We start from the raw sequence: 23,829 nt of genomic DNA, 5'->3' as shown, positions 1-23,829 counted from the left end.
TCAGCAGGCTTTCTTTGGGCTAGAAAGTCTTTGATGCAGGGGCAAACCCGCCATTAGGGCAATAGTAATAGAATCTGCGTAACCCCAGTTTAAACTATTGTACATGCCACCAACAATGTAAATAGCTATATACATCAGTGCAAACCAATTCTGAGGCATCAACCTGTCTTGCCAAGCTTCTTTAGCCAAGCTCCAAAGAAACCATAAAAAGGCCCCTATACCGATGATTCCCAAAACGGCAGCTTCGCTGATATAACTGTTTGCCGCTGTGTTCATAATGAACAAAGGCGTCTTCGGAAGCAAATGCGCATTCTGCATCGCGGTGATACCTGGCAAAAAATCACCCGTACCAACGCCAAACAGCGGGTGGGCAAAAAACATCCAGACGCCGCCTACCATAGCAATTATTCGCAATCCCCAACTAGAGTTCGTATCGGCAGCATGAATATTAAAATGAATCAATTGATGAACACCAAGTGAGAACATGGCATATACTGAAGGTATGAACAACATTCCCATTGCGCAGGCCAAAACCCCCAGAGAAAGCCAATATCGCCACCTTCCCTCATAAAGAATCCATATCGCTGCTGGAATCAGTAAAATGAATAGCACTTGACCCGAACGGCCTTGCGCCAGAATCAACTGTGCGAAAAGTATAATAGCAATCAAAATGTTCAACCAGGGCTTAAAATTCCACGAAAACTTGAAATCCCAGAGCATCCACAAAAAAACATGGACAATAGCCAGAGAAATGAATATATGCCCACCAAAACCGGTGTAGGGTAGATTGTTCACATTGTGCCATGGCAAAACATGCCAAGTCATCAAAAAGGCTAAAACCGCATTAATCACCAATCCAGCTATAAACATTCTAATCAGAATTTTTATCCATTTTTCCTGCCAAGGTAAGGTAGCCCCCAAAAATGCAAAAACCCCGTAACCCGTAGCCTCAACCACTTTCATCCCAAAAAACATATTCGTTGACCAGGAAAGGCCTAATATGGTCCATCCAATCAATAATAACAAAGGAAACGACCACGATCTTTTGAAAATCTTCCGCCAATCTCGCCAATATCCGCTTAGTACATACACTAACAAAAGGAGTGCGGAAGATATACCAGCGCCAGCAGTACTTAAGGGAAAAAATAACAAAGGTAAAGCATACAATGAAAACATCAATCCGTCTGGAATTTTTATCCAATTCACGATGCTTTCCTCAATAAAATTTTGGTTAGCTCTGTAGAAATTTCATCCGCAATAGAGCAGCATGACTGATGCAACAAAAAAATCTCTGCTTTACTATGATAATGTTCAGGACTCGAGAAGTTGAACAACGCTAAGGTCGGAACGCCCAGGGCCACTGCCATATGATAAGGGCCAGAATCACTGGATACGAAAGCATCACATAGCTTGATAGCTCCAGTAAGGCTTGTCGATGATGTTCTACCGGCAATATCTATTATATGCGCATTATTACCCCATTTTACTTTATATTTATCTATAAATGATTTGTTTATAAAGCTTTCGTTGGGAGCACCTGTCAACAACAGGATATACGGGCTTTCTTTATAAGCTCTCCCGAAAGCCATTACTAATAAGTCCAGGTCAGGACGCTTCTGTTCGGCATCCGGTGTACCGCAACCAATATTTAGACCGATTATCGGCAAGTCTTTTGGCAAGATCTGCTGCATTTCATCACGAAATAATCGACCATCAGAGGTTTCCGTCAGGACTATGGATTGATTTTCTCGATGCAAACCGAGTGCTACCAGCGCTGCGAAGTCCCTTTCGGTATAGTCCATTGGCCAGTCAAGTTGCTCATTTTTAGCATATTGCTGCAGGCTCGGGCCCGACCTGTCATACAACAACCCACGCCCCATGACCTGATTAACACCGACTATGGCTGACTTGCAAAAGCGACGTAGCCATCTTGCCGCTATGGTAGTTTCCAAACCATGAGGCTCATGATCAATAATCAAATCAGGCTGAATCTGCTTTGCAATTTTTCTCAATTCCGGCAACAAACGCCTCCAGGTTCGAGGTCCCACCCCACGCATCCCCCAAAAATGCCCTTCCTGCATGGGCAGAAAATGTGCACTGGAAAGCAGGAAATGCTCACGAATCAAGGCCTCACTAGGATATCCAGGCCAGCGCGTTAAAAACAGCAAATGCAACTCGACATCGGGCCAACGGTTTTTGAGGACGGCCCAAGCCGCAGAGCTGCGGAGAATATCACCTATGCCCGCGCTGTGGGATTTGATCAGTAAAATACGCCGAGGATTGGCAGGAATAGCACGCGCCATGTTTAGCCCACAAAACCAGCAATCATTGCTGCAACTCCTGCAAAAATTTACAGGCAATGTTTTCTGAGGCAAATCCTGTTGCGTAAACAGGTCCTGCATCAGCAAAATTTTCTCGCAACGCCGGATCCGCCAACAAACTCAGCAGAGCATTTTCCCAGCGCACAACATCTCCAGCCGGCAACAACCATCCACCCTGGCCATCCACAAAACTTTCGGGAATACCCCCTATGTCCGCGCCCAGCACCGGTGTTCCACAGGCCTGCGCCTCCAGGCAAACCCGGCCGAAAGTATCGGGTTCTATGGACGGCAGGGCCAAAGCATCCATGACACTATACCAAGGCATTACCGGATTTTGCCAACCCAGCACATGGTGCCAGGGTTTATTGGCCAGTCGGGAGCGCAATGTTTCCTCGTGCGCCCCTCCGCCTAACCATAAGCCATGAAGATGCACATTTTGTGCGTGGGCTGCATCAATGGCATCGGCCAGCATAAAAACGCCTTTACCACGATGCCAGGCACCCACAAAACCCAACAGAAAATCCGCATCAGTCAGCCCTAAATCGCGTCGCCGATTTTGACGGGCTTCAGCATCTCGATGGAATTCTGTTAGATGAATGGGATTCAGGAGTACTTCTACCCGCGCCGGAGGAATGCCCTGTTCAATCAGACGACGACGCAAGTATTCGGATATGGCGAAAAGTCGCAAGGGCCAGTGGGATAACAGCCAGCGGGTGCTAGGTCTGAGGCGTAAATCCATGTGCCGGAACAACACCAGAGGACGGCCACTCATCCGACTGAGTATGGCCAGAGGCCAGTATTCCTTGCTGAAACTCCCGATCAGCCAATCGGGTTGCACATGACGGATAATTTTCCATAGCTTGCGCATGGCGAGCACATCGGCACTGTTACGAAATGCACCATAGTGCAGCTTGACCAAACTGCCAGACAAAGCCTCGCCAATATGTCCCCGGGGATGCACAAATACATGCATGTCCACGCCGACATCCGCCAAAGCCCGACACATGGTGATCATGTGGGTTTCTGTCCCTCCCCCCCCCGGATTTGTGCCTACCCAGAGCAAACGCCGCCCTGAGCTCAATGCCGATCCTCATGCGCTGTCCAGATCTGCATGGGGAACACATGCGGGCCATGATGTCCGCCAACCATGACCCGGGGAAGGTCAAAAGGGTCCTCCTCCCCCGCTCGGGCGCGCCCCCGACGTACGGTCACGGCCGCCAAAAATCCGGCCTGTTTTGCCGCTTCCCGCTCGCGCTGTCCTGCCGCACCGTAGGGATAACAAAATTGCGTGACGGGAACAGCCAACAATTTTTCCAGATCCTGTCGGGAACCGGTCATTTCGTTCAGCAGATCCGCTTCCGTCAGATCCGGCAGACGGGGATGATGACGACTATGGGCGCCGACTTCCATCCCAGCTGCTTGCCATTGCCGCAACTCTGTTTCGGACATCAACGGCTTGTGTACGCCCAGAGCTTCCGCATCCCAGGCATTGTCCGCGCCCAGGGCCGCGCTGACCATGTAACAGGTCGCCGTAAATCCATAATGCTGCAAAACCGGCAAGGCATTTTCCAGATTATCCCGATAACCATCATCAAAGGTAATGGCGACGACTTTTCCTTTGGCTTCGCCACGAATATAAGGCAAGGCCGCAGACATGGACAAACCCTGATAACCAAGGCGATGCAGCAAGGCCATCTGGCGCCGGAATCGTTCTGGAGAAACGTAAAGACCGCGCAATTTCACCCCTTTGGGTGCGCGGTCAATATTGTGATACATCAAAATAGGAACAGGCATCAGGGTTCGGCACCCGGGTCAAGATGCACCGTATGGCGAATCACATAAGTCTTTTTATCCTGGGATTCATGATATATCCGCGACAACATCTCCCCGACAATACCCGTATTCAAAAACTGCAGTCCTCCCAGAAAAAACAGGACGCCCGCAATGAGCATGGGTCGACCGGAAATCTCTGCACCTTCGGCGAATTTATCAATAAACAAATAAATCAGCATGCCGGAACCTATAAACAGCGAAAACAGTCCGACGGTACCGAAAAAATGCATGGGTCGCTGGCTGTAACCCAGAAAAAACTTAACAAACAACAAGTCTACCAGCACCCGAAAAGTTCGGGAAATTCCGTACTTGCTCTTACCTGCCACGCGCGCATGGTGACGCACGGGCACTTCCACAATACGATCGGTGTAAGTCAGGGTCGATAACCAGGCCGGGATAAAGCGGTGCATTTCTCCATAAAGGCGCACCCCTTTGATCACCGAAGCCCGATAGGCTTTGAGCGTGCAGCCGTAATCATGCAAACGTACCCCCGTAAAGCGGCGAATGAGTCGATTGGCAATACGCGAAGGTATTTTGCGCAAAAACAGGCCATCTTGGCGATTTTTGCGCCAACCCGCTACCACATCCAGATTTTCAGCCAGCAAGCGCTCAGCCAAAGGGAGAATATCCTGAGGATCATTTTGCAGGTCCGCATCCAGGGTCACGATGACTTCCCCCTGGGCGGCATCAATTCCCGCCTGCATCGCCGCTGTCTGGCCAAAATTTCTTTGCAGATGAATCATCTTGAAATGGTTTCCGCGTGTTGCGGCTTCCCGGTCCAGGGCCGCCGCACTGCCATCACGACTACCATCATCGACAATGATGATTTCAGCATCTGCTCCCGCCAGCGCCGCACTCAGGGCATCACACAGCGGTGTGACGTTGTCGATTTCGTTGTACAGCGGGATCACGACGGAAATTCGGGGCACTCAGGGTCTCCAATAGCGCAGAAAATCACTGGTGGTAACAAAAGGATCAGGAGCGTCGAGAATTCCCGAGAGGATGGCAACCCCACTGGCCCCGGTAGCCATTGCTGCAGGAACCCTTTCCACACTCAGTCCGCCCAGGGCGATCAACGGAATAGCCGATGTTTCCACCAGTTCGGCAAATGCTTTTTCGCCCAATGGCAGCGTATCCGGATGGGAGCGAGTGGAAAACAATGGTGAAAGCAAGGCATAACGGGCCCCCGCCTGGGCCGCCTGGTGGATTTCCCCGGCATTGTGACAGGAAGCACCAAAGGGCTCCGAAGGGCGCAAGCCAGCTTCCAATTGGGATTGCGTCAAATGCCGACCGCTATGCGGCCAGTCCGGCAGAGGTTCAGCATGATTCAGCCAGACCTGCGCACCTGCGGCCAGGGATTCTGCACAAAGGGATTTCAACAACTTCGCGCTCTCTTCATCCACAGCGCTTTTGCAACGCAGAATCACCCATTGCAGGCCTGCTCTCAGCGCTTCCCGCCAGGCATGAGCGAATGCCTGGGGCTCCACACGGGCCGGATCTACAATCAGGCATAGTGGCGGGTGCGGCAAAGATTCTTCAAGTACGGCTGCCGTCATCCGCAGGTTGGCGGGCAGACACTCCAACGCCGGAATTTCCCAGGGGTACAACCAGCGAATTTGCTGCCCTTCCTTACCATGAGCCGCACCATCCCAGCGTCGCACCCGGTAAAAATGCAGACGCACCGTCCGCTCGGGATAGGTGTAATCCAGGGTCCGGAATGGCTCTGCATCCTGCACCCGGATGCCAATCTCTTCCCATAACTCCCGATGTAGGGCTTCCTCAGGCGTTTCACCCGGGTCCACTTTTCCACCGGGAAACTCCCAAAACCCCGGCCAGGGTTTGCCTTCAGGGCGCAAGGAAATAAGCAGACGACCATTTTCGTCCTCAAGAATACCTGTGGCTACAGGAACGACGGTCATCAGCTGCGATAATCGGCGTTAATACGCACATAGTCATAGGATAAATCACAGGTCCAGATTGTCGCGCTCGCCAACCCGCGACCCAAATCCACCCGCACCGGGATTTCTGCCTCAGCCATCACCGCCTGCCCGGCAGCCTCGGTGTAATCAGGGTCTCGGGCCCCATCCCGGACAATGCGCGTTTCTCCCAGACTGACCTGAACCTTATCCACTTCCAGATCATCCACCCCCGCTGAACCAATGGCGGCCAGCAAACGTCCCCAGTTGGGGTCTGAAGCAAAAAAGGCCGTCTTGATCAGAGGACTGTGCGCCATGCGATAGGCCACCTGCAGACATTCCTCCTCATTGCGCCCCCCTGCAATCTGGATAGGAATAAATTTGCTCGCTCCCTCGCCATCCCGAACAATGGCCTGGGCCAAAAATTGGGCCACCTCGGTAATTACAGAACAGAGCGGTGCATAGCGCGAATCTTCCACCCTGCTAATGGGCTCAGCGGCAATTTTGCCCGTCGCAATCAAAATACAGGCGTCATTGGTTGAAGTGTCTCCATCTACCGTAATCCGATTGAAGGACTGCGCCATGGCGTCCTGCAGACACTGCTGCAAGGCTTCTCCCTGCAGGGGGGCATCGGTAGCCATATAAGCCAGCATGGTCGCCATATCCGGACGAATCATGCCAGAACCCTTGGCCATGCCCGTTACCGTCACCTTTTGACCATCCAGATCAATCTGCCGCGAGCAGGCCTTGGGGATAGTATCGGTGGTCATGATGGCCGCAGCAGCTATTTCCCAATGATTTTCATCCAGGTGTATTTTTAAGGCGGGAAGCGCAGCAGAGATTTTTCCGGCCAGATCCACCGGCTCACCAATCACCCCGGTGGAAAATGGCAGCACCGACTCTGGAGGACAATCCAAGGCAACAGCAACAACCCGGCAGGCATCCTCTGCCGCCTGCAAGCCTGCAGCCCCCGTACCCGCATTGGCATTACCCGTATTGATGACCAGCGCCCGGATGGGGGTTCCCGAGGACAAATGCCGCTGGGCCACCACTACCGGAGCAGCCGAGAAGCGGTTCCTCGTAAACACTCCAGCTACCTGGGTGCCTTCATCCGCAGCAATCAGGGTAAGATCACGGCGTCCGGCATAACGGATGCCCGCTTCGGTGACCGCCAGCCGCACACCGGCTACAGGCAGCAAATCGTGGGGAGGAAGAAGGCCAACAGCCATAGCAGCTCCTTATTGTAAGCGTCCGTGACAATGCTTGTATTTTTTGCCTGATCCACAGGGGCAGGGCTGATTCCGGCCAATTTTATCATCGGCAATCAGGGGCGACTGCGCAGAAGAATGAGTCGACGAATCAGTCAGCTGTTCTCCGAGGACGCCCCCAGCCAATGCGGTCAGGCCTGAATTTTCAGCCCCCGGCTCCGCCGCAAAATCAGGATGAGAAAACTGTAAGTGCTGGGGTGCGGCGGCACGCGCCAGGGCGTCCCAATCCATGGTTTCCGCTGCCGGACTGACATGCAGACGCGACAGGGTACTGATGACCTCTTCGCGCATGCGCGCCAACATACTGTTGAACATCGCCAGGGACTCTTTTTTATATTCCTGCTTGGGATTTTTCTGCGCATAACCGCGCAAATGAATACCTTCGCGAAGATGATCCATGCTTGCCAGATGATCTTTCCACTGGCTGTCCAGCACCTGCAGCATAATGGATTTTTCAAAATGGCGCGCCATTTCGCTACCCATCAAGGCTTCTTTCTCGGCATAAGACGTTTGCACCAGCCCCATGACTTTGCTGCGCAGACCTTCGTAGTTCAAACGCTTGTCGAGTTCCAGCCACTGCTCAACGGGGGCTTCCAGCCCGAACACCCGCTGCAGGGCCGACTCCAGACCCGGAACATCCCATTCTTCTTCCATGACCCCGGCGGGGGTATGGTCTGCCAGCACAGCATCAAGCACATCTTCCCGCAACAACTGGATTTCTTCGCTGACATTATCCGCATCCATAAAGGCATTGCGCTGCTGATAAATGATTTTGCGTTGCTCGTTCGCCACATCATCATATTCCAGCAGTTGTTTGCGAATATCGAAGTTACGGCTTTCGACCTTGCGCTGCGCATTTTCAATGGATTTGGTGACCCAGGGATGTTCGATGGCTTCGCCCTCTTTCATCCCCAGTTTCTGCATCAGTCCACCCAAACGGTCACTGCCGAAAATCCGCATCAGCGGATCTTCCAGACACAGATAAAAGCGGGTGGTGCCCGGATCGCCCTGACGACCGGAACGACCCCGCAACTGATTATCCACACGCCGTGATTCATGACGTTCAGTACCAATAATGTGCAAACCGCCCGCTTCAATTGCCCGGTCATGCAGACCTTGCCAACCATTTTTCAGAGATTCGGCGCGCTCGCTTTTACGTTCTTCATCCATATCCGGATCAGCCAGCACCATATCTACCTGATGACCAACGTTCCCTCCCAACACAATATCCGTACCACGACCGGCCATATTAGTGGCAATGGTTACCGCTCCGGGCGTACCCGCCTGGGCGATAATTTCTGCCTCCCGCTGGTGTTGCTTGGCATTCAACACTTCATGGGGGATTTTTGCCTGCTTGAGCAAATGCGAGAGAAACTCGTTGTGCTCAATGGAGGTTGTACCCACCAATACCGGTTGTCCACGCTGATGACAATCACGAATATCCTCAACAATCGCCGTCCATTTTTCCTGAGCAGTGCGATAAATAAGATCCGCCATATCCAGACGCCGAACCGGCTTGTGGGTCGGGATAACCACCACTTCCAGATTGTAAATCTGATTCAGTTCAAACGCTTCGGTATCTGCCGTACCAGTCATTCCGGAAAGCTTGTCGTACATCCGGAAATAATTCTGGAAGGTAATGGAAGCCAGCGTCTGATTTTCATTCTGGACCTCGACCCCTTCCTTGGCCTCCACCGCCTGATGCAATCCGTCGGACCAACGCCGCCCGGTCATCATACGACCGGTAAATTCATCCACAATGCAAACTTCACCATCACGGACAATGTAGTCGGTTTCGCGATGATAAATGACATGCGCCCGCAGCGCCTGATTCAGATGATGCACCAGGGTGACATTAGCCAGATCGTAAAGATTATCTTCAGTCAGCAGGCCATGTTCAGCCATGAGCCTTTCGGCCTTTTCAATACCTTCCTCGGTGAGCATCACCTGCTTGGCTTTTTCGTCAACCGTGTAATCTTCCTCGACGACAAATTGCCCTACCAGCTTGTCTACCCGGAAATATAAATCCGTATTTTCTTCGGTAGGGCCACTGATAATCAGGGGAGTCCGCGCTTCATCAATGAGGATGGAGTCCACTTCGTCAATAATCGCATAATGCAAGCCACGCTGGACCCGGTCAGCAGGCGAGAATGCCATATTGTCGCGCAAATAATCGAAGCCGAATTCGTTATTTGTACCATAGGTAATATCGGCTGCATAAGCTGCACGCCGGTCTTCCGTAGCCAGATCGGAAATGATGGTGCCCACACTAAGGCCCAGAAAATTATGTATTTTGGCAACCCATTGGGCATCGCGGCTGGCCAGATAATCATTGACGGTAATTACGTGCACGCCCTTGCCCGACAAGGCGTTCAGATAGGCGGGCAGCGTAGCGACCAGTGTCTTGCCTTCACCGGTCCGCATTTCTGCGATTTTGCCTTCATGCAGCATATATCCGCCAATCAGCTGCACGTCATAGTGGCGCATACCTATCACTCGCCGGGTAGCTTCGCGAACTACAGCAAAGGCTTCGGACAGTAAGGCATCGAGGCTTTCACCCCGGGCGATGCGCTCTTTGAAAAGCGCTGTCTGCCCGGCCAGACTGGTATCGTCCATGGCCTGGTATTGCTCTTCCAACGCATTGATTCTGGCCACTACAGCACGGGCTTTCTTGATCAGGCGCTCGTTGCGACTACCAACCACATGACGGATGATGGTTCCAAACATGAATAGACAAACCTAGGTAAAAAATATTTTGCAGGTTAGCATGAAAGCCCATGAATGATAAACGACAGCGACCACAACGCCCATTTACCCTGCGCCACTCAGGTAATGTCGGCAGCATCGTACAGTATGCCCGCCTGCTGCGGGAACGTCAGCCTGCCTGGAATGCCATGCTCGACCTGGAAGTCCAGGACCACACCTGGCTGGTGGCCTGGTCGGGTAACACTTTACAAGTGCTTTGCCAAAGTCCGGTTTGGCACGCGTGGTTACGGCGTAATGAAAAAAAAGTGATTAAACGCTGGAACAAGGAATTCCCCGAAGATCCGGTGCAACAGATCCAGTCCAGCATCAGGCACTGGCATGCCCAACTACCCGCCCAGCCCAGAGTACAGAAAAAACCTGAAATCTACGCGGATCAGGCTGCCCAAACCCTCAAACAAAGCAGCAAGCAGATGGCGCCAGACATCGCCCGAGCCATGCTGCGCCTAGCAGAGACCCTGGAAAAGGCTCAGGCGGGAGAAGCCACCAAGCTTTCTGCAAAGGAAAAGGGGGCAGAGCTTTCGGAATAATCCGCAAACTCCCAGGCATCCTGACGCTGCAACAAGGCTCGCAACAGACTGTTATTGAGGGCGTGCCCTGCCTTATGCCCGGAAAAATGTCCCACCAGAGGATGCCCCAGCAGATACAAATCACCAATGGAATCAAGAACCTTATGACGGACAAATTCATTGGTGTAACGCAAGCCCTCTTCATTGAGGATGCGATAATCATCGACCACAATGGCGTTATCCAGATTACCACCCAGAGCCAGGCCCATTTTTCGGAGGGTTTCCACTTCCCGCATAAAACCAAAAGTCCGGGCGCGCGCCACTTCTTTCAGGTAAGAGGTGCGTGAAAAATCCACAGTCACGTCCTGGCCACCGTTTTTGACGACAGGATGGTCAAAATCAATGGTGAAACTCACCTTGAATCCATCAAAAGGTTCCAGACGCACCCAACGATCTCCGTCTTCGGCAAGCAGTGGCTTGGTGATACGGATGAAACGCTTGGGTGCATTCTGCTCTTCAATGCCCGCGCATTGAATCAAAAAAACAAAAGGCGCCGCGCTACCATCCATAATCGGCACTTCCGGACCATCCAGGTCTATATAGGCATTATCAATACCCAAGCCCGCCAGAGCAGACATCAGATGTTCAATGGTGCCCACACGAATCTGGCCGTCGCCAATATTGGTGGAAAGACGGGTATCCACCACATGGAGAGGATCAGCCTTGATCCAGGCGCCCCCTTCGATGTCACTCCGGTGAAAAACAATGCCGGTGTTAATCGGGGCAGGACGAAGGCCCAGATAAACCTTGCGGCCGCTGTGCAGGCCGATTCCGGTGCCCCAAATCATATTTTTAAGTGTGCGCTGACGGATCATGATTTTAATTCCTATGCGATCCTCAGGACCGCCCTCCCATACAGTTGTGGTTTAGGTTACAACTTTTGTTGTCTCTATACAACTAACCGACTGGTCAGGCAGTTTACAGCGACCCACAGTCCTCGACAAGGCCTATTGACATTCATTAACAAATAATATTTTCCCATCAGACACTCTATCCTCATGGAAATACCCCAACAATGCGGTACTCATGTATAATCAACGAGCCGATGAAATCCCCTACGGGTTTCATGCTGAAGATATACTCTACTTGCGATCAAGGAAGTTCAAATATGGCCACGCCCAGCAGCAAAAAAACTCTGATGACATTGTATTCCAGCGACGATTGCGTGTTTGCCCACCGCGTGCGTTTTGTTCTGGAAGAAAAGGCAATGGAATACCAGATCATTGAAGTTGACCTCGCCCACAAGCCTGAAGAACTCGCTGAACTCAATTCTTATAATCAGGTTCCCACCCTCCTGGACCGGGACCTCGCCATCCATGAATCGGTGTTGATTATGGAGTATCTGGACGAGCGTTTTCCTCACCCTCCCCTTATTCCTGTTGATCCCATTTCCCGGGCAAAAGTTCGTCTGGGGCTGCTGCGCTTTGACCAGGACTGGTTCGCGCCGCTTTTCCAGCCCGGCTTCAGTCCGGAACAAATCAAGACAGCCAAAGAACAAATCCGCAGTACCATGGCGGGACTCAGCACCATTTTTACGCAACAGCGTTTTCTTTTTGGCGATGATCTGTCCATTCTTGATTGTGCCATTGCCCCCCTGCTCTGGCGCCTTCCCATACTCGACATCAGCCTGCCAGCAGCGGCCAAGGCTACCCAGGAATATATGGACCGCCTGTTTCAAATGGAAAGTTTCAAACGCAGCCTGACCCCTGCCGAGAAGGCCATGCGCTGAAATGGTGGCAGACCTTGGACGTTTTCGGAGTCTGCCCGAAGGGCTGTTCGCCCGTTGCACACTGGATCCAGATGGCTGTATTGCCCTGGAGCGCCAGCCCCAGGGCTTCCAGAAAGTCAGTGCCGCCCATTTTCAGGCCCGGGTACAGGCGCGTGCCGAAGGTTTGCTGCGCTTAGGCGTCAAAAGAGGAGAAAGAGTCATATTGATGGCCCCCAACTCCATGGACTGGGCCATTATGGATTTCGCCATTCTCAGCATTGGCGCCATCACGGTTCCTCTTTATCCCAGTTTTAGTCCCCGGGAAATTCACTACGTTCTGGGGGATAGTGGTGCCGGACTGGTGTTACTGGAGGGCAAGAATGAGTGGGAAAAAATGGGTGGCGAGGGTTGGGGGGTCCCGCATGAACGCATATTACTCAGAAACCCTGACGCAGCCCGAAGCGCCAGCCTGAAATACTGGGCACAACTCGAACAGGACAATACCACGCTGCACAGACAGGAGCTGGCAGAACGCCTTGGCGAATTGCAACGTGAGCAGATTGCCAGCATTGTTTATACCTCCGGAACCACCGGATGGCCCAAGGGCGTCATGCTCAGTCATGGCAATATTCTCAGCAATATTGCCGGTTTTTTGCCTTTAGTCCCCTTGCGGCGCGGCCAGCGACTGCTGTCCATCCTGCCGCTGTCACACGTGTTCGAGCGGGGGACCGGGCATTTTGGCGCTTACCTGCTCGGACTGGAAGTGGCTTATGCTGAACGCCCCGACACCGTCCTGCGCGATATGGAAGCGGCTCATCCTGATATCGTCATTGCTGTTCCCAGAGTCTTTCAGTTGCTTTACAGCAGGGTCCGGCGTGGTATTGAAGAACGCCATGGCCTGCTCGGTCGTTTCATGCAGCGCGGCGCCGGGTTAAGTGACAGTAATCGCTCTGCCCCTCCATGGCAACGGTATGTCGCGCGTCGCCTTTTAGTCTCCGGTCTACGCAAAAAACTGGGAGGACGTCTGCGCTTTTTCGTTTCCGGAGGCGCTCCGCTGGATACAGATATCACCCGTTTTTTTCTGGACATCGGCCTGCCTGTGGTAGAGGGATATGGCATGACCGAAACCAGCCCGGTCATCGCCGCCAATCCTCTGGATGATATCCGACCAGGAACCGTCGGCCGCTTCCTGCCTAATTTGCAAGGTCGTATTGCCGCCGATGGCGAAATCCTGGTGCGCGGGCCATCTATCATGACCGGCTACTGGAATAATGACGGTGCCACCCGGGAAACCATCGTGGATGGCTGGCTACACACCGGTGATGTCGGCAGCCTTGATGAAAATGGATACCTGACTATTTATGATCGCAAAAAAGATCTGATCGTCAATTCGGCGGGCGAAAACATTCCTCCACAAAAAATTGAAATGCGCCTGATGGCCCAGGCGCTTATCAGTCAGGCCGTCGTTTTTGGAGACCGCCTTCCCTACCTGAGCGCCCTGATTTTCCCCAACCCGGAACAGGTGCAGGCGCGTTTTGGCGCGAAGCCGGACACCAGTGTCCTGCGCAAGGCTCTTCAGGAAAGCATTCATACCGCCCTGCAGGATCTGCCTTCCTATGAACAGGTACGGCGTTTTGCCGTTTTGCCGGAAGCGCTGAGTGAAGCTCATGGTGAAGTAACACCCACCCTGAAAATCAAACGTCGGGTTGTGGCCGAACGCTATGCCGAATTATTAACCGAGATGCGCAAAAACTAGGTTTATGGAAATATTCATCCCGCCAAAACTGACGCCAATAATCAACGCGTTGGAACGTGCGGGGGCAAGGACGCTGCTGGTCGGCGGTGCGGTTCGCGACAGTCTGTTAGGCCTGCCCATCCATGACTGGGACATGGAAATCCATGCGCTGAATGAAACGCGACTGGAAGAATGCCTGGCGCCTTTTGCTGCACATCGGGTGGGTGGTCGCTGTGCAGTCTGGGTCGCTGGCGGTGCGGAATTTACCCTGCCCCAAACACGCGGCGAGACAGACCCGCACCTGCCCTGGTCCATTGCTGTCCAGCGTCGTGATTTTACGGTCAATGCCCTGGCCTGGGACTGCTGCTCCGGACAAATACTGGATGCTGTGGGTGGGCTGCGCGATCTGCAGAAAAAACGACTGCGCATCGTGAATCCCGGCACCTTTGCTGATGACCCTCTCAGAGCATTCCGGGCTGCGCGTTTGGTCGGGCAACTGGATTTTCATCTCGTAGCAAGCAGCATCGCACTTTGCCAAAAACTGGCGGAGCAACTGTCGGAAATCCCTACTGAACGGCTGCGCAAGGAATGGGAGGCGCTCCTGCTGCGTGGCTGCAACCTGCGGGCAGCCTGGGATGCACTGGCACTCACCGGTAGCATTCGCGCATTCCCTGCCCTCCAAGCACTGCAGGCCGTACCCCAGCGTCCAGATGCGCATCCTGAAGGTGATGCCTGGATACATACGGGAAAAGTGCTTGCCGAAGCCGCCAACCTGCGCCAAGGCCAGCCCGCACGCGACCTCATCCTGATGCTGGCAGCGCTCTTGCATGATCTGGGTAAAGCCGACAGCACCCGGCGCGATCCACAAAATCGCTGGCGGGCCATAGGGCATGAGCATTCCCTTGCCCGGGCACGCGACTTCCTGAATCGTTATTTTCCCGGACAACATCTACAACGGCAGATTTTACCATTACTCCGTTGGCACGGGGCTCCCCACGCCCTGTTTCGGGATCGGGCCAAGCAACCGGCCTATGCGCGTCTGGCTCTACGCGTTCCTGACCGCAGCCTGCTCCTAGATATTGCCCAGGCCGATGCACGGGGTGCAGGTCATAGCGATACGGCATCCATCGTGCGAGCCCGCGAAATCTGGCAGAAACTGGGGCTCTGGGAGACACTTCCTGAAGCGCTGATCCGTAGCGACGATCTCATGGACCTTGGCGTTCTTCCGGGACCAGAACTCGGCAAGGCCCTGCGCAGCGCCTACCAGAGACAGGTTTTGGGCAACCATCAAAACAAGGAAACCCTGCTCAGGGCATTACATGGCCTGATCCCCGCCATCAATCTCCCAAACGACCCCGCTTGTTAACCGCCGTAGCATTGCCCCATTGGCTCATGTCCTGTACCTGCACACCAACCCACCAATAAGGGGCCACACTGTCCTGACCGTGCCCGCCTACCAGCGCCTGCCCGGGCGCCAAATGCACATGGTCGAGCAGTTTTCTGGCGTCCTCCCGACTGCGGAAAATGGACCAGGCCACCACTCTTTCCATCGGCGTAGTTGAGGGAACATCGCGTGCTTCATCCAGAAAATTGTCAGTAATCATAATATTCACTCCTTCAGCAAACAGTACCGGTTACCTGGATACCCGATACACCACCCATTCATGTGAACAAAGTATAGTTCGCAAAATGGATGGTTTTTCTTCTGACAGTCCTGTTGAAAACGCGTATGATCCGCCTCGGAGTGGGCCAGACGACCGCCGCAGATTTATCTGGGGAGGAAAGTCCGGGCTCCATAGGGCAAGGCGCCGGTTAACGGCCGGGGGGCGTGAGCCTACGGAAAGTGCCACAGAAAATATACCGCCAAGCGCGCAAGCGCCGGTAAGGGTGAAAAGGTGCGGTAAGAGCGCACCGCATTTCCGGTAACGGAAATGGCAGGGAAAACCCCGCCTGGAGCAAGATCAAATAGGCATGCGATACCGTGGTCCGCGGTGCATGCGGGTAGATTGCTGGAGCCTGTGCGTAAGTGCAGGCCTAGAGGAATGGTCGTCCACGACAGAACCCGGCTTATCGGCCCACTCCAATTTTTATTCCTTGCGTCATCTGCTTCCGGCAGAAATACCGACACAACGACCCAACTGCATGAAATAAATAGATAATTTATTTACATCATGGCACATACAGCTGCTCTGCTGATTTTCTGTCAAACACGTTCAAAATCACTTTGTACTGCATAATCCAATGATTACAAGAACCCTTTAAAGTGTTTTATAGAGCTTTATCAACATGCTCTAACATGCCGTAATTATTCAATATTTCTTCTTGACAGCCAGATGTGCGCCCTCTATTCTTCAGCTTGTGGGGAAAAGTGGGTCAAAGTGGAAGGTTTTGGAGAGTAAAACGCAAAATGTTTAGGGGAACGCACCGGCACAATCTCGACAGCAAGGGACGCATGAACGTCCCGGCCCGCTTCCGCGACTGGCTGAATGCCCATTGCGACGGTCAGATTGTCGTCACCATTGATGTGCAAAGCCGCCCGGGGGAACATTGCCTGGTGGCCTACCCCCTTCCCACCTGGGAAAAAGTGGAAGCCCGAGTAGCCGAACTCCCCAGCAACAATCCCGCCGCCCGCCAGTTTCAGCGGATGTTTGTCGGCCAATCAGAAGAAATGCGTCTCGACAGTCAGGCACGCATCCTACTTTCACCCAATCTGCGCCGCTTCGCAGAAATCGACAAGGAACTGGTCGTCGTCGGTCAAATCAACAAATTCGAAATCTGGGATGCCCAATGCTGGGATCGTTACCAGGAAAACAGCCTGAACAATAACGATGGATTTGCCAGCCTGGGAGATCTCATCCTGTGAACATGCCCGCGTCCGGATCTCACATTACGGTACTTCTGCAGGAAAGCGTCGCCATGCTCCAACCCGCCCTCAGCGAGGGCTCAGCCAGACGTTGTGTGGATGTGACCGGAGGACGTGGCGGGCATAGTGCGGCATTGCTGGAAAAGCTTCAGCATCAGGATATGCTATTGATTCTGGACCGCGACCCCAGCGCCATCGCGGCACTGCAAGACCGCTTTGCCGACGATGAGCGGGTACTGATCCGCCAGGCACGCTTCAGTGAAATCCGCAGCGTTGTGGAAAGTCTTGGCTGGGAATCCGTGGATGCGATTCTCGCCGATCTGGGTGTCTCTTCTCCGCAACTCGACGAAGCCGAACGTGGCTTCAGCTTCCTCCGTGACGGTCCTCTGGACATGCGCATGGATCCCGGCAGCGGCATCAGTGCCGCCGAATGGCTGAACGGTGCTCCTGAAACAGAAATCCGCCAGGTACTGAAAAACTACGGTGAAGAACGATTTGCCCGCGCCATTGCCCGCAAAATCGTCAAATATCGCGAGCGGACCCCTTTGCAGCGAACCAGTCAGCTTGCCGAACTCATCGCCGAGGTCATTCCCCGTCACGACTCCGGATTGAATCCAGCAACGCGCAGTTTTCAAGGCATTCGTATTTTTATCAACCATGAACTGGAAGAGCTGGAACAGTTTCTTCCAGAGGCCATGGCGGTACTGCGTGCTGGCGGACGCCTGGCCATCATCAGCTTTCATTCATTGGAAGATCGCATGGTCAAACGCTTTTTCCGGGCAGATGCGTTTCGGGTCAGCAGCGACCTGCCCTTGCGCGCAGCGGAAATCCCACCCTTACCATGGTCCGCCGTCGGCAAGGCCATTCATGCCAGTACGGAAGAAATTCAGATGAACCCCCGTTCCCGTTCAGCGGTACTCAGAGTGGCCGAAAGGAGTGAACGTCATGCGGCGTAATACGGTAATTCTCGCCATTCTCATCATGGTAACGCTGCTCGGTATAGTAGCTGCACGGGAAAGCACCCGAAGCCAGTTTATTGCCTTGCAGGAAGCACAGGCGAAACATTTTGCCCTGGATAATCGCTGGGGACAGCTGCAACTGGAGCAGGCCACACTCGCCTCCAATGCGCGGGTCGGGGATATCGCCCGGCAGAAGCTGGGCTTGAGCGCCCCCAAAAACAGTCAGATTGTCATGGTGAAAGCGCAGTGACCCGGACTTCTGCCTATCCGGCCAAAATCCCCGCACGCCCATTACCGGCGTGGCGGGCGACGGCCGTTTGGGCAACCGTAACACTCGCCTTTGCTGCAGTCATGGCTCAGGCCTGGCGTGCCCAGGTGGAACATGGTCCATTTTTACGCGACCAGGGAGCCCAACGCTATTTGCGTCATTTTCCGTTGCCGGTGCAACGCGGACCCATTGTTGATCGCGATGGCAAGCCACTGGCTTTGTCCGTACCAGTCAAAACCCTCTGGGTAGATCCGCAAGTATTCACCCACCAGGAAAATCAATGGCCGCTTGTGGCTTCCGCCCTGGGAATCAGCGTCAACGAACTCGATGCCCGTGTCCATGCGGGTGGTAGCCACTTTGCCTTTATCGCCCGCCAGATCAGTCCCGAACGAGCCGAAAAAATATCGGCACTGCATATTTCCGGCCTGCATAGCCTCAACGAGAATCGCCGTTATTATCCTGCCGGAAGCATTGCGGCCCCACTGATTGGCTTTACCAATGTAGATGGTAAAGGCATTGAAGGATTGGAGTTGACCTATAACCAGTGGTTAACCGGCAAGGCGGGGGAAGAAACCGGGTTGCGTGACAATTACGGCCACCCGCTGAGCCTGCACGGCCCTGCCCATTCTGCCCAGCCCGGCAAAGTCCTGACTTTGAGCATTGACCGCAATCTCCAGTATGTGGCTTACACCGCTCTGGCCTCGGCCGTACAACGCTTCCAGGCCCGTTCCGGGGCAGCGGTGCTCATGAATGCCCGGACCGGTGAAGTGCTGGCCATGGTCAGTTATCCTGCTTTCAACCCCAATAATCGCCACGATTATCAGGCTGGTCTTTATAATAATCGGGCTGTGGCCGACACCTTTGAACCCGGTTCCGTGATGAAACCCTTCACCATTGCAGCGGCACTGGACGATAACAGTATCCAGCCCGACAGTACTTTCAACGTCAACACCAACTGTTTTCGAGTTGCGCGTTTCTGTATCCAGGATGATGTCCGTCACAACAATCTGGATCTGGCGCAAGTCCTTAAATATTCAAGCAACATCGGGGCCGCAAAAATATCATTGCGCACCCCTCCGGCGGATCTTTTTCAAATGCTCCATCAGGCTGGCTTTGGACAAGACAGCGGCCTCGGGCTCCCCGGAGAAAGTCCGGGGACGCTGCCGGCCTGGCAGGGTTGGGATATTGCCCGCAGAGCGGCGATGGCTTACGGATATGGTTTATCGGTAACTCCCCTGCAACTGGCGGCCGCTTATGCGGCCATTGCCAATCAAGGGGTGTATATAGCACCCACCCTGATCCGCCAGGATACCCGCTCAGTAAACGGAGTTCGGATCATGCCTGCAAGCACTGCCGCACGACTGAGCCGATGGCTGAGCGGCGTTACCAGTCCGGGCGGTACCGGCTTTCTGGCCAGCATCCCGGGTTACAGAGTGGCGGGCAAAACCGGAACTTCCATCATGGCCAACGGTAAAGGCGGCTTCCATAAAAACCAGGTAAACACCAGTTTCGTGGGCTTTGCCCCTGCTCAGGACCCGCGCCTGGTGATGGCTGTCGTGGTCCGCGCCCCGACCCAGGGATGGCGCTATGGTGGAGTCGTGGCGGCACCGGTATTTCGGGTGACCATGGCAGCTGCCCTGCAAAGCATGGGCATTCAACCAGACCCGGGCCTTCTGAAAACCACTGCCGAATATCCATACCGCACTGTCACCGAGGCCCAGCAGTGGGCAGAAGGAGCGGGTGATGCAGCGCACTGAACCCCTATCCCGGCTATTTGATGCCGTACCTAACGCCTTCAGGGAACTGGCTGTAACCGGCATCGAAACAGATACCCGCCGCTTGCAGCCGGGCATGCTCTACGTGGGATTACACAATCATCGTGGCGATGCCGATCAGTTTCTGGCAGAAGCCTGGAAGGCGGGGGCCGTGGCCGCCGTGCTGGAAGCCGGGCACGAAGCCGTCATTCCGCAAGTCAATGGCCCTGCCTGCTGGCAGACTCCCGAGCTCCGCGACAAGCTCGGCCAGGCCTTGCGCCGTTGGCATCGCTGGGATGAAGGAGCAGCACCGCTATTGATCGGCGTCACCGGCACCAATGGCAAAAGCAGCGTCACCCGGCTGATTGCCGAACTCGCCCCCCAACCAGCCATGATTATCGGAACCTTGGGCTACGGGCCGGTTGATGCCCTCGTCCCCCATGCCAACACCACCCCGGAAGCCGTTCGACTCTGGGAGACGCTGGCCTCGCTCCGGGATCGGGGGGCCAAGGTCATCGCGCTGGAAGTTTCCTCCCATGCCCTGGCCCTGGGCCGGGTAGCTGCCGTCCCATTTGCTGCGGCCGTGTTTACCAATCTCAGTCGTGATCATCTCGATTTTCACGGCGACATGGATCAATACGGCTCTGCCAAAGCCCGTCTGTTCAAATTTCCCGATCTGAAACTGGCCGTACTGAATCGGGATGATCCCTTTTCTGCACAAATTGCGCAGCAAATCGATCCCTCCGTCAATGTTCTGGGTTTTGGAGCGGGGGCCTGGGATTTTCAGGTCCGAGAAATACATGCCGGGGCCAGTGGTACGCTCCTGACCCTGGGTACACCGGAAGGTCTGCGGCAATTACGTAGTCCGCTCCTCGGGCAGAGCAATGTCGAAAACCTCCTGGCCGCCCTGGCCGTCGCCCATGGGATGGGCTGGAAAGTCAGTGACGCAGACGTTCACCATCTAGATTTGCCCGAGGGACGTTATCAGCGCCTGCCGGCAATATCCGGCAAGGCACAGGTCATGATCGACTACGCGCATACTCCGGATGCGTTGGAACGGGTTTTGAAGGACATACGTGCCGTCGCCAAAGGACAGGTCCATGTGCTTTTCGGCTGCGGCGGCGATCGGGATCGGGGAAAACGTCCGGAAATGGGAAAAGTTGCCGAACTTCTGGCCGACCGGGTCACGCTTACAGATGATAATCCCCGCAGTGAAAATGCCGACGACATTATTCGCGACATTCTCGCGGGCATGCAGCACCCTGAGGCCATTGAGGTCATTCATGATCGGGCAGCGGCCATCCACCAGGCCATCCACCAGGCCCAAAGTGGGGATTGGGTGTTGATTGCCGGTAAAGGACATGAACGCACCCAGGAAATCATGGGTCAGAAAACTCCGTTTCATGACCAACAGGTAGCGATGGAGGCACTGCGCCCATGATGCGCTACTCCCTCAACGAAATAGCCCGCATCACCGGTGGCCAGCTTCTGCCTGGCAGCCAGGGAAAGGACGAAATACACGGCATTGCCACGGACAGTCGCCAACCCATGATTGGCAAACTGTTTGTTGCACTGACCGGAGAACACTTTGATGGGAACGACTTTGTTCCGGCAGCTTTAGCCCAGGGCGCGGCCGCCGTACTCAGCAACCGTCAGGTGGATGCGCCCGGAGTAGTGGTCAAGGACACTTTGCAAAGCTTGCAAAGCCTGGCACAGCATTGGCGCCAGCGTTTCAACATACCGGTGCTGGCGGTTACCGGCTCCTGTGGCAAAACCACGGTCAAGGAAGTCCTGACAGCCATCCTTGCCGAAAGCGGCCCCGTACTGGCCACTCAAGGCAATCAGAACAACCATATTGGCGTGCCCCTGACCCTGGCAAGACTGGGGGTGGAACATCGCTATGCGGTACTGGAAATGGGCATGAACCATCCCGGCGAACTCACCCTGCTCAGCGCACTGGCCAAACCAACGTTGGCCCTCATCAACAATGCCGGCCCCGCCCATCTGGCGGGACTCGGAACTGTGGCTGCCGTCGCGGCGGCCAAGGGCGAAATTCTCTCGGGACTGGACAATCGTGGCATCAGCATTTTGAATGGTGACGATCAATTTGCCGACTTCTGGGCAGAAAAAGCTCCGGGCGAAGTGTGGCGCTTCAGTCTGAACAACCTCCCGGTACGCGTCCGTGGACATTGGCAGGATCGTTCAGGAAGCAGCGGCCAACTGGATGTACGCGCCCCCCAGGGCGAATTCACCCTCGAAGTCCCGCTCCCGGGAAAACATAATGGTGCCAATGTCCTGGCTGCCGTCACCGCCGCACTGGCCCTGGATATCAGCATCCCTCAGATTCAGCGTGCTGTGGCCGCGTTGGAAGCCATCCCCGGGCGCTTGCAATGGCGCAACGGAAGGGGCGGCTGCCGGGTTCTGGATGACACCTACAACGCCAATCCAGCTTCATTAGAGGCCGCATTACGTGTTCTTGCCGCCCAATCCGGCCAGCGTATTCTCATACTCGGAGATATGGGTGAACTGGGTCCCGATACGGTAGTTTATCACCGGCAGGCAGGAATTCTGGCCCATCAGCTGGGCATTGATGCGGTTTACGGACTGGGACAACTGGCTGCCAAAGCCGCCGAAGCGTTTGCAGCCGGTACAGAGCATTTTATGGAACTGCCCCCCCTGATTGATGCTCTGCAGCCCCATCTCAATCCGGAAACGGTAGTGCTGGTAAAAGGTTCCAGAGCTGCACACATGGAACGTGTCGTTCAGGCACTCGTGGCTGGAGACGCCTGATGCTCTACGCACTATTCATGCAACTCGGCCATATATACCACGGTTTTTACGTGTTTCAGTATCTGACCCTACGGGGCGTACTGGCGATACTGACCGCGCTGGTCCTCTCCCTGGTTATTGGCCCCTTTTTCATTGCCCGTCTGCGCTATTACAAAATCGGGCAGATGGTACGCAATGATGGGCCGGAAACCCACTTCAGCAAACAGGGGACGCCGACCATGGGCGGGGCCCTGATTCTGCTGATTGTCATCATTACCACCCTGCTCTGGTCAGATTTGCGCAATCCTTTGGTCTGGGTGGCGGTCGTCACTACTTTTGCCTTTGGCGCCATAGGTTTTATTGACGACTGGCGCAAGCTGCGGCGTAAAAACACCAAAGGTTTATCCGCCCGCGCCAAATATGGTTTGCAGTCCTTGTTTGCCCTAGCTGCAGCTGGAGTATTGTATGGACTGGCCAATAAGCCCGTAGAAACCAGCCTGATTATTCCTTTTGTACCTCATGTCCTGATTCCCTTGGGGTTCGGCTTTATCATTTTCAGCTACTTCGTTATTGTCGGCACCTCCAACGCCGTCAATTTGACTGATGGCCTGGACGGGCTGGCCATCGTCCCAACCGTCATGGTGGCTGCAGCCCTGGGAATATTTGCTTATGTTTCAGGAAATTCTGTATTCGCCCATTACCTGGATCTGCCCTGGGTGCCGGGTTCCGGACAAATGCTGATTTTCTGCGGATCACTGGTTGGTGCCGGGCTCGGCTTTCTCTGGTTCAACACCTATCCGGCCGAAGTATTCATGGGCGATACCGGCGCACTGGCCCTCGGTGCCGCCCTGGCCATTGTCGCCATCATCGCCAGACAGGAATTGGTATTGGTCATCATGGGTGGGGTTTTTGTCATGGAAACCCTGTCGGTGATGATTCAGGTGGCCTCCTTCAAGCTGACGGGCAAACGGGTGTTTCGCATGGCGCCCATTCATCATCATTTCGAGAAAAAAGGCTGGCCAGAGCCACGGGTAGCCGTGCGTTTCTGGATTATCACCGTGATTCTCGTGCTCATTGGCCTTTCCAGTTTGAAGATCCGCTGA

At 54.4% G+C, this 23,829-nt stretch carries 21 protein-coding genes and 1 other RNA gene; 12 read left to right on the top strand and 10 right to left on the bottom strand.

Annotation, left to right across the window (positions count from 1 at the left end; all coding sequences use genetic code 11):
- The 8 genes from GCD22_RS01565 to secA are packed head-to-tail and all read right to left on the bottom strand — an operon-like array spanning position 1 to position 10,065.
- Positions 1–1,206, bottom strand: a complete 1,206-nt coding sequence (locus tag GCD22_RS01565; protein ID WP_237747378.1) for an O-antigen ligase family protein — start codon at positions 1,204–1,206, stop codon at positions 1–3.
- On the bottom strand, positions 1,203–2,303 hold the full coding sequence (locus GCD22_RS01560; RefSeq protein ID WP_010641266.1) for a glycosyltransferase family 9 protein: 1,101 nt from the start codon (positions 2,301–2,303) through the stop codon (positions 1,203–1,205). Before GCD22_RS01560 ends, GCD22_RS01565 begins: the two co-directional genes overlap by 4 nt.
- Positions 2,304–2,325: 22 nt before the next feature.
- Complete coding sequence (locus GCD22_RS01555) at positions 2,326–3,384, bottom strand: glycosyltransferase family 4 protein (protein WP_226859331.1); 1,059 nt, start codon at positions 3,382–3,384, stop codon at positions 2,326–2,328.
- A gap of 14 nt (positions 3,385–3,398) precedes the next feature.
- Positions 3,399–4,115 carry a polysaccharide deacetylase family protein gene (locus tag GCD22_RS01550; protein WP_031569541.1) on the bottom strand — a complete coding sequence of 239 codons (717 nt, stop codon included), beginning with the start codon at positions 4,113–4,115 and terminating at the stop codon, positions 3,399–3,401.
- Positions 4,115–5,083 (bottom strand): glycosyltransferase family 2 protein, encoded by a 969-nt coding sequence (locus tag GCD22_RS01545; protein ID WP_010641260.1) that lies wholly within the window; start codon positions 5,081–5,083, stop codon positions 4,115–4,117. The genes GCD22_RS01550 and GCD22_RS01545 overlap by 1 nt, the downstream gene beginning before the upstream one ends.
- On the bottom strand, positions 5,084–6,073 hold the full coding sequence (locus GCD22_RS01540; protein ID WP_024893352.1) for a Nudix family hydrolase: 990 nt from the start codon (positions 6,071–6,073) through the stop codon (positions 5,084–5,086).
- Positions 6,073–7,299 (bottom strand): bifunctional glutamate N-acetyltransferase/amino-acid acetyltransferase ArgJ, encoded by a 1,227-nt coding sequence (gene argJ / locus GCD22_RS01535; RefSeq protein WP_031569543.1) that lies wholly within the window; start codon positions 7,297–7,299, stop codon positions 6,073–6,075. The genes GCD22_RS01540 and argJ overlap by 1 nt, the downstream gene beginning before the upstream one ends.
- A 9-nt stretch (positions 7,300–7,308) precedes the next feature.
- A complete protein-coding gene (secA, locus tag GCD22_RS01530) occupies positions 7,309–10,065 on the bottom strand; it encodes a preprotein translocase subunit SecA (RefSeq protein ID WP_031569544.1) in 2,757 nt (918 codons plus the stop codon).
- A 50-nt stretch (positions 10,066–10,115) separates the two neighbouring features.
- Between secA and GCD22_RS01525 the strand changes: the two genes are divergently transcribed.
- Positions 10,116–10,631, top strand: coding sequence for a DciA family protein (locus tag GCD22_RS01525; protein WP_010641254.1), 516 nt, complete (start codon positions 10,116–10,118; stop codon positions 10,629–10,631).
- On the opposite strand, the gene lpxC is transcribed toward GCD22_RS01525, so the two are convergent.
- A complete protein-coding gene (gene lpxC, locus GCD22_RS01520) occupies positions 10,571–11,485 on the bottom strand; it encodes a UDP-3-O-acyl-N-acetylglucosamine deacetylase (protein ID WP_010641253.1) in 915 nt (304 codons plus the stop codon). The genes GCD22_RS01525 and lpxC overlap by 61 nt on opposite strands.
- A 293-nt stretch (positions 11,486–11,778) precedes the next feature.
- Here lpxC and GCD22_RS01515 point away from each other — a divergent pair, with 293 nt between their 5' ends.
- Genes GCD22_RS01515 through GCD22_RS01505 form a run of 3 tightly spaced genes read left to right on the top strand, consistent with a single transcriptional unit; the run spans position 11,779 to position 15,479 of the window.
- Positions 11,779–12,399, top strand: coding sequence for a glutathione S-transferase N-terminal domain-containing protein (locus GCD22_RS01515; RefSeq protein WP_024893348.1), 621 nt, complete (start codon positions 11,779–11,781; stop codon positions 12,397–12,399).
- A 1-nt stretch (position 12,400) separates the two neighbouring features.
- Entirely contained in the window at positions 12,401–14,134 is a 1,734-nt protein-coding gene (locus tag GCD22_RS01510) for an AMP-dependent synthetase/ligase (RefSeq protein WP_031569545.1), read from the top strand.
- Positions 14,135–14,138: 4 nt separating this feature from the next.
- Entirely contained in the window at positions 14,139–15,479 is a 1,341-nt protein-coding gene (locus GCD22_RS01505) for a tRNA nucleotidyltransferase/poly(A) polymerase family protein (RefSeq protein ID WP_031569546.1), read from the top strand.
- On the opposite strand, the gene GCD22_RS01500 is transcribed toward GCD22_RS01505, so the two are convergent.
- Entirely contained in the window at positions 15,451–15,717 is a 267-nt protein-coding gene (locus tag GCD22_RS01500) for a hypothetical protein (RefSeq protein WP_010641245.1), read from the bottom strand. The two genes, GCD22_RS01505 and GCD22_RS01500, sit on opposite strands and share 29 nt — an antisense overlap.
- Before the next feature lie 137 nt (positions 15,718–15,854).
- On the opposite strand from GCD22_RS01500, the gene rnpB reads away from it, so the two are divergent.
- From rnpB to mraY, 8 genes are all read left to right on the top strand, one after another.
- An RNA gene (gene rnpB, locus GCD22_RS01495) (RNase P RNA component class A) lies at positions 15,855–16,199 on the top strand.
- 321 nt (positions 16,200–16,520) lie between these two features.
- A complete protein-coding gene (gene mraZ, locus GCD22_RS01490; protein ID WP_024893345.1) occupies positions 16,521–16,976 on the top strand; it encodes a division/cell wall cluster transcriptional repressor MraZ in 456 nt (151 codons plus the stop codon).
- A 2-nt stretch (positions 16,977–16,978) separates the two neighbouring features.
- The gene (gene rsmH, locus GCD22_RS01485; RefSeq protein WP_031569548.1) at positions 16,979–17,932 is read left to right on the top strand and encodes a 16S rRNA (cytosine(1402)-N(4))-methyltransferase RsmH; all 954 of its coding nucleotides are present in this window, start codon (positions 16,979–16,981) and stop codon (positions 17,930–17,932) included.
- Positions 17,922–18,185, top strand: coding sequence for a cell division protein FtsL (gene ftsL, locus GCD22_RS01480; protein WP_024893343.1), 264 nt, complete (start codon positions 17,922–17,924; stop codon positions 18,183–18,185). Before rsmH ends, ftsL begins: the two co-directional genes overlap by 11 nt.
- Positions 18,182–19,960 (top strand): peptidoglycan D,D-transpeptidase FtsI family protein, encoded by a 1,779-nt coding sequence (locus GCD22_RS01475; RefSeq protein ID WP_031569550.1) that lies wholly within the window; start codon positions 18,182–18,184, stop codon positions 19,958–19,960. Before ftsL ends, GCD22_RS01475 begins: the two co-directional genes overlap by 4 nt.
- Positions 19,947–21,398 carry a UDP-N-acetylmuramoyl-L-alanyl-D-glutamate--2,6-diaminopimelate ligase gene (locus GCD22_RS01470; protein ID WP_031569552.1) on the top strand — a complete coding sequence of 484 codons (1,452 nt, stop codon included), beginning with the start codon at positions 19,947–19,949 and terminating at the stop codon, positions 21,396–21,398. The genes GCD22_RS01475 and GCD22_RS01470 overlap by 14 nt, the downstream gene beginning before the upstream one ends.
- A complete protein-coding gene (locus tag GCD22_RS01465; protein WP_081577449.1) occupies positions 21,395–22,747 on the top strand; it encodes a UDP-N-acetylmuramoyl-tripeptide--D-alanyl-D-alanine ligase in 1,353 nt (450 codons plus the stop codon). The genes GCD22_RS01470 and GCD22_RS01465 overlap by 4 nt, the downstream gene beginning before the upstream one ends.
- Complete coding sequence (gene mraY / locus GCD22_RS01460; protein WP_031569554.1) at positions 22,747–23,829, top strand: phospho-N-acetylmuramoyl-pentapeptide-transferase; 1,083 nt, start codon at positions 22,747–22,749, stop codon at positions 23,827–23,829. Before GCD22_RS01465 ends, mraY begins: the two co-directional genes overlap by 1 nt.

Origin of the sequence: Acidithiobacillus thiooxidans ATCC 19377 (genome assembly GCF_009662475.1) — a bacterium.
In the GTDB taxonomy this organism is placed as follows: domain Bacteria; phylum Pseudomonadota; class Gammaproteobacteria; order Acidithiobacillales; family Acidithiobacillaceae; genus Acidithiobacillus; species Acidithiobacillus thiooxidans.
This window is presented reverse-complemented; position numbering and strand designations above follow the sequence as displayed.

What these genes read in the sequence shown, in the direction of transcription:
- GCD22_RS01560 (WP_010641266.1), bottom strand. Translation starts at nt 2,303, where the DNA reads ATGGCGCGTGCTATTCCTGCCAATCCTCGGCGTATTTTACTGATCAAA.
- GCD22_RS01550 (WP_031569541.1), bottom strand. Translation starts at nt 4,115, where the DNA reads ATGCCTGTTCCTATTTTGATGTATCACAATATTGACCGCGCACCCAAA.
- GCD22_RS01540 (WP_024893352.1), bottom strand. Translation starts at nt 6,073, where the DNA reads ATGACCGTCGTTCCTGTAGCCACAGGTATTCTTGAGGACGAAAATGGT.
- argJ (WP_031569543.1), bottom strand. Translation starts at nt 7,299, where the DNA reads ATGGCTGTTGGCCTTCTTCCTCCCCACGATTTGCTGCCTGTAGCCGGT.
- secA (WP_031569544.1), bottom strand. Translation starts at nt 10,065, where the DNA reads ATGTTTGGAACCATCATCCGTCATGTGGTTGGTAGTCGCAACGAGCGC.
- GCD22_RS01525 (WP_010641254.1), top strand. Translation starts at nt 10,116, where the DNA reads ATGAATGATAAACGACAGCGACCACAACGCCCATTTACCCTGCGCCAC.
- lpxC (WP_010641253.1), bottom strand. Translation starts at nt 11,485, where the DNA reads ATGATCCGTCAGCGCACACTTAAAAATATGATTTGGGGCACCGGAATC.
- GCD22_RS01515 (WP_024893348.1), top strand. Translation starts at nt 11,779, where the DNA reads ATGGCCACGCCCAGCAGCAAAAAAACTCTGATGACATTGTATTCCAGC.
- GCD22_RS01510 (WP_031569545.1), top strand. Translation starts at nt 12,401, where the DNA reads ATGGTGGCAGACCTTGGACGTTTTCGGAGTCTGCCCGAAGGGCTGTTC.
- GCD22_RS01505 (WP_031569546.1), top strand. Translation starts at nt 14,139, where the DNA reads ATGGAAATATTCATCCCGCCAAAACTGACGCCAATAATCAACGCGTTG.
- GCD22_RS01500 (WP_010641245.1), bottom strand. Translation starts at nt 15,717, where the DNA reads ATGATTACTGACAATTTTCTGGATGAAGCACGCGATGTTCCCTCAACT.
- mraZ (WP_024893345.1), top strand. Translation starts at nt 16,521, where the DNA reads ATGTTTAGGGGAACGCACCGGCACAATCTCGACAGCAAGGGACGCATG.
- rsmH (WP_031569548.1), top strand. Translation starts at nt 16,979, where the DNA reads ATGCCCGCGTCCGGATCTCACATTACGGTACTTCTGCAGGAAAGCGTC.
- ftsL (WP_024893343.1), top strand. Translation starts at nt 17,922, where the DNA reads ATGCGGCGTAATACGGTAATTCTCGCCATTCTCATCATGGTAACGCTG.
- GCD22_RS01470 (WP_031569552.1), top strand. Translation starts at nt 19,947, where the DNA reads ATGCAGCGCACTGAACCCCTATCCCGGCTATTTGATGCCGTACCTAAC.
- GCD22_RS01465 (WP_081577449.1), top strand. Translation starts at nt 21,395, where the DNA reads ATGATGCGCTACTCCCTCAACGAAATAGCCCGCATCACCGGTGGCCAG.
- mraY (WP_031569554.1), top strand. Translation starts at nt 22,747, where the DNA reads ATGCTCTACGCACTATTCATGCAACTCGGCCATATATACCACGGTTTT.